The organism is Nevskia soli (assembly GCF_903970205.1).
In the GTDB taxonomy this organism is placed as follows: Bacteria; Acidobacteriota; Terriglobia; order Bryobacterales; family Bryobacteraceae; genus Bog-113.
This window is the reverse complement of sequence record NZ_CAJCHS010000196.1, coordinates 1-5,332: the sequence shown is the minus strand read 5'-3', so window position 1 is coordinate 5,332 and position 5,332 is coordinate 1. Positions and strand designations below refer to the sequence as shown.

The 5,332-nt window shown below is 62.2% G+C and carries 6 protein-coding genes; 3 read left to right on the top strand and 3 right to left on the bottom strand.

Going from position 1 to position 5,332, the window contains the following annotated elements; all coding sequences use genetic code 11:
* A partial coding sequence (locus H1Y01_RS08940; protein ID WP_180540095.1) for a hypothetical protein occupies positions 1–861 on the top strand: 861 nt, incomplete at its 5' end.
* Here the strand turns inward: H1Y01_RS08940 and H1Y01_RS08935 are convergent.
* Positions 827–1,150, bottom strand: a complete 324-nt coding sequence (locus H1Y01_RS08935) for a hypothetical protein (protein WP_180540094.1) — start codon at positions 1,148–1,150, stop codon at positions 827–829. The two genes, H1Y01_RS08940 and H1Y01_RS08935, sit on opposite strands and share 35 nt — an antisense overlap.
* A gap of 109 nt (positions 1,151–1,259) precedes the next feature.
* Between H1Y01_RS08935 and H1Y01_RS08930 the strand changes: the two genes are divergently transcribed.
* A complete protein-coding gene (locus H1Y01_RS08930; protein WP_180540093.1) occupies positions 1,260–1,916 on the top strand; it encodes a response regulator in 657 nt (218 codons plus the stop codon).
* On the opposite strand, the gene H1Y01_RS08925 is transcribed toward H1Y01_RS08930, so the two are convergent.
* Positions 1,886–3,268: a sensor histidine kinase gene (locus H1Y01_RS08925; RefSeq protein ID WP_219341405.1), complete on the bottom strand. Its 1,383-nt coding sequence runs from the start codon at positions 3,266–3,268 to the stop codon at positions 1,886–1,888. The genes H1Y01_RS08930 and H1Y01_RS08925 overlap by 31 nt on opposite strands.
* On the opposite strand from H1Y01_RS08925, the gene H1Y01_RS08920 reads away from it, so the two are divergent.
* On the top strand, positions 3,269–4,939 hold the full coding sequence (locus H1Y01_RS08920; RefSeq protein ID WP_219341404.1) for an N-acyl-D-amino-acid deacylase family protein: 1,671 nt from the start codon (positions 3,269–3,271) through the stop codon (positions 4,937–4,939).
* Here the strand turns inward: H1Y01_RS08920 and H1Y01_RS08915 are convergent.
* Entirely contained in the window at positions 4,936–5,217 is a 282-nt protein-coding gene (locus tag H1Y01_RS08915; RefSeq protein WP_180540091.1) for a hypothetical protein, read from the bottom strand. The genes H1Y01_RS08920 and H1Y01_RS08915 overlap by 4 nt on opposite strands.
* Positions 5,218–5,332 lie beyond the last annotated feature (115 nt).

Sequence of the window (5,332 nt, the reverse complement as noted above, 5' to 3'; positions counted from 1 at the left end):
CTGCCGCAACTTGCCGAGCCCGTGCTTCTCAACGCCGCGCGGGTCCAGATGACCGGACCGGCGCTGCAAATGGATCGCATCGTTTTCACCGCGGGCGGAGTGACCGGAACCGGGGACTACCGTTATGTTCCCGGAGCGCCGCGGCCCCATCAGTTCCATCTCGGACTGGGCGACAGTTCCGTCGCGGCGATTGGCGCGTTGTTGAAGCCGACCATCTTCCGCGAACATAGTCTTCTCGACCGCGCTTTGAATCTGGGCCGCGAATCCCCGCCCGCGTGGCTAGAGACGATGCAGGCGGATGGATTTGTCCAGGCACGCACCTTGCTCGTTGAGGACACGGAACTTCATCGCGTCCGCGCTCACGTGGAGTGGGACGGTTCGACCATCACGCTGCCCGACCTCGCCGCCGCCGGGGATAAGTTCACCGTCGCGTCGAAGCTGACGATTCGTCTATCCGGAGCGACGCCGCGTTATATCGCAACCGCGCGGATTACAGGCTTACCGTGGCAGGGAGGGACGGTGAACGGAACGGTCGCCGCGCAAACCTCCGGCGCGGACGAAGCGGGCTTGCTATCGAATCTCCGCCTGAGCGGAACGTTCGACGCGCAAGAACCGACCGTCCCGCCGCTCGGCGAACTCGACGCGGCCACCGGGCAGTTTGAAGCCGACTGGCGAGACCAGAACGTCGCGGTGCGGTTCCCGCGGCTGCGCATCGTGAACGCGGAAGGCGATATCTGGACGGGCGCGGGAACGCCCGGCGCACAGCCTGGCGAAGTGATCCTGCAGCTAACCAATCACACCCGGCGTATGATTCTGGCCGGGTCGCTTACGGACGAGCGGCGGAGTTGGGTGGAGCAATAGGATCGCGGTTCGCCACGGCGCCGGCGCGGGCATATCGTACTGTGACGCGCTGCCACTTGAACTGATGCACCATGGTTGGGAAATAGAGGTCCGCGTCATAGTTTCCGTGGCACACCCACAGCTCCCCTTGGGCGGCTTTGGCCTGTAGCAATTGCGGATCGCCGTTGGCCTCGCGCGGCCAGAAGGTCCCGTGATTGCTTTCGCGGCAGTCCGACTGGGGCAGTTTATCGCCTCCAGCCCACGCCAGCGTCGAGAACGCCGCCAGGCACGCAATTCGGCAGATTCGCATTCCTACCATCGATCATTTCGCGCGGCGGGCGGGAATGAAATACCGCGACGACTGGAATTTCCAATCTTTCGCGCGGTAGTGATGTTTACGCGCGTGGTAAAAAGGCTGCGTGCCATCGCCACGAACGCGTGTCCTGATTGCCGACGATCATCCGCTCATTCGCAGCGGCATCCGTTTCCTGTTGGAGCGCGACGGAGAGTTTCAGGTGGTTGCCGAAGCTTCAGACGGGCATGAGGCCATCGAGCTCGCCATGCAGCACCGGCCTGACGTGATCCTGCTCGATGTCGGTATGCCGCGCATCAATGGTCCGGACGCGGCGAAGCATCTCTCCGAACGCCTGTCCTCGGCTCGCATCGTCATCGTCAGCATGCATTCGGACGAGGCGTATGTGCTGCGGGCGCTGAAGGCCGGTGCGAAGGGCTATCTCCTGAAAGCGTCGCCGGAGGAGGACATTCTGGCTGCCGTGCGCGCGGTCGCTGCCGGACATGCCTACTTCAGCCCCAGTATCACGCGCATGTTGGTGGAAGACTACGTCGCCGAAGTGCAGCGGCGCGGGGTTGAGGACACCTACGACTTGCTCAGCCTCCGCGAGAAAGAAGTGCTTCAATTGCTGGTATCCGGAAAGAACAACAAAGAGATTGCAGAGATGCTGTTCGTGAGCGTGTCAACGGTGGAGACGCATCGCAATAACATCTTACAGAAGCTGCACTTACACAGCTTGCCTGAGCTGATACTTTATGCCGTTCGCAAGGGACTCATCTCGTAAGCGGGAAACGGCAACTCGAAGCGGATCGTCGTTCCGGCATTCGGCGAAGAGGTTACATGCAACCGGCCGCCCAGCCGGATGATCCGCTCCTCCATCCCGAGGATTCCCAACCCGGTCTCAACCATAGGATTAAATCCGTGGCCATCGTCTTCCACGGAGACGTGCAGCGAGCCGTCCAACTTTTGAACGCGCACGGTCGCGTGCGTGGCGCCGGAGTGGCGGCTCGCGTTTCGCAAGGCTTCCTGGACCACGCGGTAGACGCACGTGCGTTGCTCTTCCGGCAAGTCGTCCGGAATCTCGGCCGCATCCACCTGAATCTGGATCGACTCGTTCCGCGACATCTCGCGCGCCAGCCAAACCAAAGCCGGCACGAGGCCAAGATCATCCAGCATCGTAGGCCGAAGAACGAGAGATAAGTTGCGCACCATCTTGGCGTTACGGCCGGTCATCTCTTCCACCAGTTGACACTGATGCAAGGCTTCAGGAGTGTCGCCGCGGCGCAGAGAAGCCCGTAGATTTCCCAAGCCCAGCATCATGGCGGAGAGGAGCTGGCCGACTTCGTCATGCAACTCGCGGGAGATGCGGCGACGCTCTTCTTCCTGGGCCGAGAGTAGCTTCGCCGAGAGGCTCTTCAGCTCTTCGCGAGCCTCACCCGAAACGCGCTCGAGTTCGAGCAGGCGCCACATACTGATTCCGGCCAGAGCCAGCCCGATAGCGGCCGCGGCAGTGAGCAGCACGAGAAATCGCACGCGGAAAGACGCGAACATGCGGCTCACGTCCTCGGCGCTGTCTTCCATCTGCGAGTCGCTCAAGCCCTGGAGCCGGTCAATCACCCCGATGGCGGCAATGCGGCGCGGCAGAACGACATCTTCGGTGAAGCGATATGCGCGCAAACGGCGCTCGGCTTCTGTCCAACCCAGCGGTTCCGCGAGTGTTTCGAAGTAGCCGAGCAGTTCACGGCGCAATTGCTCGAAAGCCGTCCGATCCACCGCGCGCGTCAACTTGCGGCTGTTCTCGATCTCCTTCTCGCCATTGGCCCTCGTCGCCATAAAGTCGGTTGCGGCCGCCCCGCCGTTATCCGGATTGAGCAGCAGGTCGCGGATGTGCGTGCCGGCCAGATAGACGTCGGTGCGAAGGCGTCCGAGCGTGCGATCGCGCTCGACGTAATCGCGGCGCAGACGCTCCTGACGGACTTCTACCTGATAAAGAAATGTCATCCCGCTGAGCCCCAGAACGGCGACGAGCAGCAGCAGGCCTCCGAAGCCCAGACCCAGCAGCACCTTCGTCTTGCGGCGGTTCAGGTTGGCGTCCACGCAATCCTCACGGTCAATTGCAGTATACTTTTGGGCCAAGTGCTCCGATTTACTCTTCTCGTTCTGGCTGTGTGTGGAAGCGCGCGGGGCCTCACTTACGAGGTTGTGATCCGCAACGGCCACATCGTCGACGGGACCGGGTCGCCCTGGTACGGCGCCGATATAGGAATCCGCGACGGCCGGATCGCGTTCATCGGACGCCTTCCGGAGGGCGCAACGGCGAACACCACGATCGACGCGCACGGCCGGATTGTGGCGCCGGGATTCATCGATATGCTCGGCCAATCCGAGAACACGATCCTGGTCGACCCGCGGCTCCCATCGAAGATCTACCAGGGCATCACGACGGAGGTGACCGGCGAAGGCAACACCATCGCGCCGCTGAACGACCGGCTGCGCGCACTGGCTCTGCCCTACTTCGCAAGCCTCGGAGTGAAGCCCGACTGGTCGAGCTTTGCGGAGTACTTTGCGCGCATCGAACGGCAGGGAATGGGGATCAATCTCGCTTCGTACGTGGGCGCGACGCAGGTTCGCAGCTACGTGATCGGGGATGACGACCGCGCGCCAACCACGGCCGAGCTGGCGCAGATGCGGGCGCTGGTGGCGGATGCCATGCGCGAAGGTACGGTGGGACTTTCAACCGCGCTGCAGTACGCTCCCGCGCCGTATGCCAAGACGGAAGAGCTGATCGCGTTGGCGGCTGAAGCTTCCCGCTTCGGCGGCATCTACGCAACGCACATGCGCAGCGAGGGCGACGCCGAATTCGAGGCCCTGGACGAGGCGTTCCTCATCGGCCGTGAAGCTCATGTTCCAGTTGAGATCTGGCACCTGAAAACCGCGGGAAGGCAGAACTTCGGCCGCATGCCGCAGGTCGTGGCGCGTATGAATGCCGCGCGGCGATCGGGGGTCGATGTGGCCGCCAACACCTACGCCTACACCGCCTGGTTCAACACCTTCTCGGCGTTCATTCCACCCTGGGCGCACGATGGCGGAGATGCCAAACTGATCGAAAGGTTGAAAGATCCGGCGACGCGGGCGCGCATTCGGAAAGAACTGGAAGACCCCCATGCGAAGTTCGATAATGAGTGGGCGGAAATCCCCGGCCCCGAGGCGATTCTGATCGGCGTCGTGCAGAACCCGAAGCTGGTTCCGCTGCAGGGAAAACGGCTCAGTGAAATCGCGCAGCTATGGCATAAAGACCCCTTCGATGCGATGTGCGACCTGCTGATCGAGGACAATGCGGCAACGGAAGTTGCGGTATTCGGCATGTCGGAGCCGGACGTTGTGCTCGCGCTGCAGCAGCCCTGGGTTTCTATCGATAACGATTCGGAGGGCACGTCGACGGAGGGTTTGCTGGGCGGCCGGCATCCTCACCCGCGGGCTTACGGGACGTTCCCGCGCATCCTGGCGAAGTATGTGCGCGAGGAGCACAAACTCACCCTCGAGGACGCGATCCGGAAGTTCAGTTCCCTGCCTGCGGGACGGATGCGGTTCGCCGATCGCGGCGTGATCAAAGCGGGGATGTGGGCGGACCTGGTGGTTTTCGACTTCGATCGCGTGCGCGATCTGGCGACTTTCGATCAGCCGAATCAGCTTTCCGTGGGGATGGATTATGTACTGGTGAACGGCGTTCCCGTGATTCTGGACGGCAAGATGACCGGGAAGCGTCCGGGGAAAGTACTTCGTGGCGCGGGTTACACCGCGCGTTAGCTCTTGTCGAAGACGAAGCGCAGTTCGGTGTAGCGGCAGTAGCGGCAGCGCATTTTTCGCAGCAGGACCAGCGCCGCCAGCCGGTCGGTGAAGTTGACCTTCGTCGCGCGCCGCAACGCCCGCTTCTTGCATTGGGGACAGCGAATTCCAAGAACGGGACGCGCTTGGGTGAACTGCTGCGGCGGCCGCGCGGGCGTGTGATTCTGCGCGGGGACTTCGCCGATCCGGTTCAGCAGCGATTCCAGCTTCTGGTTGGTTTGATTCGCGCGAGATAGCACTCGGGCGGCTTCGTTGTTCGGGCTCAGGTTGAGGTGAGTATAGCGAGTAAGGCGGTTTGTTGCTAGGGCTATAAGTACTTGTTAGACTTCACACGGCCGATTGACAATTACAGCG

What these genes read in the sequence shown, in the direction of transcription:
- H1Y01_RS08935 (WP_180540094.1), bottom strand. Translation starts at nt 1,150, where the DNA reads ATGCGAATCTGCCGAATTGCGTGCCTGGCGGCGTTCTCGACGCTGGCG.